Source organism: Kineococcus glutinatus (genome assembly GCF_039542765.1).
Lineage (GTDB): Bacteria > Actinomycetota > Actinomycetes > Actinomycetales > Kineococcaceae > Kineococcus_A > Kineococcus_A glutinatus.
Genome location: NZ_BAABIL010000365.1, coordinates 1 through 3,778, shown reverse-complemented (window position 1 = coordinate 3,778; position 3,778 = coordinate 1). Strand labels below are relative to the sequence as shown.

Here is a 3,778-nt window from a genome sequence, read left to right as displayed (position 1 = left end):
GCGACCGGCGACGTGCCGCGCGCCGCGGCGACGACGGCCTCGAACAACCGCAGGTCGGTGGCGTCCTCCTCCGGGTGCCACTGCACCCCGAGCAGGAAGCCGCGCGCCGGGTCGGCGGCCTCCACGGCCTCCACCGTGCCGTCGGCGGCGCAGGCGGCGACCCGCAGGCCGGGGGCGAGGCGGTCGACGGCCTGGTGGTGGTAGCAGCGCACCCGCACCTGCTCGCCCAGCAGCCCGTGCAGCCGGGTGCCGGGGACGAGGCGGGCGGTGGTGGTGGCGAACACCGCGGGGGAGCCCTGGTGCCCGCTGCCGCCCAGGACGTCGGGCAGGTGCTGGTGCAGGGTGCCGCCGAGGGCGACGTTGAGGACCTGCGCTCCGCGGCAGATCCCCAGCACCGGCCGGCCCAGCCGCAGCGCCGCGTGCAGCAGGCTCGTCTCGGTGTGGTCGCGCGCGGGGTGCGGCGCCTGCGTGGTGGGCAGCGCCACCGCGCCGTAGCGGGCCGGGTCGACGTCGGCGCCACCGGTGAGCACCAGGGCGTCGAGGTCGGCGAGCTCGTCGTCGGACCACTCCGGCTCACCGGGCCCGGTCGGCGGCAGCAGCACCGGCCGGCCACCGGCGGCGCGCACCCCGTCGACGTACACGGCGGGCAGCAGCGCGGCGTCCACGTCCCAGACGCCGTGCCGGCTGCGCTCCAGGTAGGTCGTGAGCCCGACGAGCGGGCGCCGGGGTGCACCGGTCTCAGAGGCGCTCGAAACCACGGACCCGCTCCCAGTCGGTGACGGCGGCGTCGAACGCCTCCAGCTCCACGTGCGCGGCGCGCGCGTAGTGGGCCACGACGTCGGCGCCGAACGCGGCCCGCGCGACCTGCGAGCGCTCGAAGAGGCCGACGGCCTCCCGCAGCGTCGTCGGCACCCGCTCGGCGTCGCCGGTGTAGGCGTTGCCGGTGGTCGGCGCGGGCAGCTCCAGCTCGTTCTCCACGCCGTGCAGGCCGGCGGCCAGCAGGGCCGCGACGGCGAGGTAGGGGTTGGCGTCGCCGCCGGGCACGCGGTTCTCCATGCGCAGCGACGGCCCGTGCCCGACGACCCGCAGGGCGCAGGTGCGGTTGTCGTACCCCCACGCCACGGCCGTCGGCGCGAACGACCCGGCGGCGAAGCGCTTGTAGCTGTTGACGTTGGGGGCCAGCAGCAGCGTCAGCTCGCGCAGGGCGGCGAGCTGCCCGGCCAGGAAGGAGCGGAACAGCGGCGTCATGTCGGTGCCGGGGCCCTCGGCGAACACCCCCCGGCCCTCGGGGTCGGTGAGGCTGAGGTGGACGTGGCAGGAGTTGCCCTCCCGCTCGTCCAGCTTGGCCATGAACGTCAGCGACATGCCCTCCTGCGCCGCGATCTCCTTGGCGCCGGTCTTGTAGACGCTGTGCTGGTCGCAGGTCGTGAGCGCGTCGGCGTAGCGGAAGGCCACCTCGTGCTGGCCGAGGTTGCACTCGCCCTTGGCCGACTCGCAGTACAGGCCCGCCCCGTCCATCTCGGTGCGCAGCCGGCGCAGCAGCGGCTCCACCCGGCCGGTGCCCAGCAGGGAGTAGTCGACGTTGTAGCCGTTGGCCGGGCGCAGGTCGCGGTAGCCGGTGGCCGCGGCCTCCTCGTAGCTGACGCGCAGCAGGTCGAACTCCAGCTCCGTGGCCGCCGACGCGCGCAGCCCGTGGGAGGCCAGCCGCTCCAGCTGGGCGCGCAGCACCTGGCGGGGGGAGGGCCGCACGGGGTCCCCGGCGAGGGTGAGGACGTCGCACAGCACCAGCGCGGTGGCCGGGTGCCAGGGGATGCGGCGCAGCGTCGCGAGGTCCGGGCGCAGCAGGAAGTCGCCGTAGCCGTTCTGCCAGGAGGTGATCTCGTAGCCGCCGACGGTGTTCATCTCCACGTCGACGCCGAGCAGGTACGTGCACGCCTCGGTGCCGTGCTCGAGCACCTCGTCGAGGAAGAACCGCGCCGTGACGCGCTTGCCCTGCAGCCGGCCCTGCATGTCGGTCATGGCGACGAGCACCGTCTCCACGCGGCCGGCGGCGATGTCGGCGCGCAGTTCCGCCACGGACAGCGGTGGTCGCGGTGCACCCGGGACGCTGGCTTCCCCCACGGTTCCTCCGGTCGGCCTCGTGGTGACCGCGCGCCCGTCGTGACCGCGCGGCGAACCACCGGCGGGTCCGCGGGTCGACGTCGCGGAATGGTCTGCCACCAGACCATTCCGCGTCATCGAACCGGCGCGCCCCGGTGCTGTCAAGACCGTTGACGACCCCCGGTGCTGCGGGCATGCTCGAGCGCCTCGCGTCCCTGGAGCGCCCGCGCCGCCACCGGCCCGCGGCCCGACCCGCAGGGGCACCACCTCGGCCGGAGGTCGCCGTGAGCACTCCGCACCACCCACCCCGCCGCCCGGGATCCGTCGGCTACGAGGACGTCTCCGCCGACTACCTCCGGCAGCGCCAGCTGCGCCGCGGCGCCGCCGGCTGGCTGCTGCTCGCCGGCCTGGGCGTCGCCTACGTCATCTCCGGGGACTTCTCCGGCTGGAACTTCGGCCTCGCCGAGGGCGGCTGGGGCGGGCTGCTCATCGCGTTCGTCCTGATGGGCGTCATGTACACCTGCATGGTGTTCGGACTGGCGGAGATGTCCGCCGCGATGCCCGTGGCCGGCGCCGGTTACGGTTTCGCCCGCCGGGCGCTGGGACCGCTGGGCGGTTACGCCACCGGCGTCGCGATCCTCATCGAGTACGCCATCGCCCCCGCCGCCATCGCGGTGTTCATCGAGGGCTACGTCCGGGCGCTGGAGCTGTTCACCCTGGCCAGCCCGTGGCCGGTCTACCTGGCCTGCTACGCCCTCTTCGTCGGCATCCACCTGTGGGGGGTGGGGGAGGCGATGAAGGTCATCTTCGGCATCACGGCGCTGGCCGTCGTCGCGCTGGTGGCCTGGATGGCGGGCATGGTGGGTCACTTCGAGACCGCCAACCTCTTCGACATCGCGCCCACCGGCGCCGCGGGGGCCTCCGAGTTCCTGCCGTTCGGCGTCGCCGGGGTCCTCGGCGCGTTCGTCTACGGCATCTGGTTCTTCCTCGCCGTCGAGGGCGTCCCGCTCGCCGCGGAGGAGGCGCGCGACCCCCGCCGCGACCTGCCGCGCGGCATCATCGCCGCGATGCTCACCCTGCTCGTCTTCGGTGCGGGCGTGCTGCTGCTCGCCGCCGGGGGCGCCGGTTCCTCGGCGATGCAGGCCTCGGGCAACCCGCTGCCGGAGGCCGCGCGCATCGCCACCGGCGGGGACACGCTGCTGGCCGACTTCGTGAACTGGGTCGGTCTGGCCGGGCTGGTGGCGAGCTTCTTCTCCATCGTCTACGCCTACTCCCGCCAGCTCTTCGCGCTCTCCCGCGCCGGCTACCTGCCGCGCTGGATGTCGGTGACGGGCGCGCGCAAGACGCCGTACGTCGCGCTGCTGGTGCCGGCGGCCGTGGGGTTCGCGCTGGCGGCCTGGACGCAGGACGGTGCGCTGCTGATCAACATCGCGGTGTTCGGCGCGACGGTGTCCTACGTGCTGATGAACCTCTCGCACATCGTGCTGCGCCGCCGCGAACCGGACCTGGAGCGGCCCTACCGGACCCCCGGCGGCGTCGTCACCACCGGGGTGGCGCTGGTGCTGTCGGCCTCGGCGGTCGTGGCGACGTTCTTCGTCGACGAGCGGGCCGCGGGCATCACCGCGGCGGTGTTCGCCGCGTTCGTGGCCTACTTCTGGTTCCACTCCCGCCACCACCT

Annotated in this window: 3 protein-coding genes; 1 reads left to right on the top strand and 2 read right to left on the bottom strand. The window is 74.4% G+C overall.

What is annotated here, in order from left to right:
* Both ABEB16_RS13630 and ABEB16_RS13625 read right to left on the bottom strand, forming a co-directional pair.
* A partial coding sequence (locus ABEB16_RS13630) for a gamma-glutamyl-gamma-aminobutyrate hydrolase family protein (RefSeq protein WP_345712786.1) occupies positions 1 to 758 on the bottom strand: 758 nt, incomplete at its 3' end.
* Positions 739 to 2,121: a glutamine synthetase family protein gene (locus ABEB16_RS13625; protein WP_345712785.1), complete on the bottom strand. Its 1,383-nt coding sequence runs from the start codon at positions 2,119 to 2,121 to the stop codon at positions 739 to 741. The genes ABEB16_RS13625 and ABEB16_RS13630, both read right to left, overlap by 20 nt.
* Positions 2,122 to 2,384: 263 nt before the next feature.
* On the opposite strand from ABEB16_RS13625, the gene eat reads away from it, so the two are divergent.
* The coding region (gene eat / locus ABEB16_RS13620) for an ethanolamine permease (RefSeq protein WP_425560196.1) at positions 2,385 to 3,778 on the top strand (1,394 nt) is incomplete at its 3' end.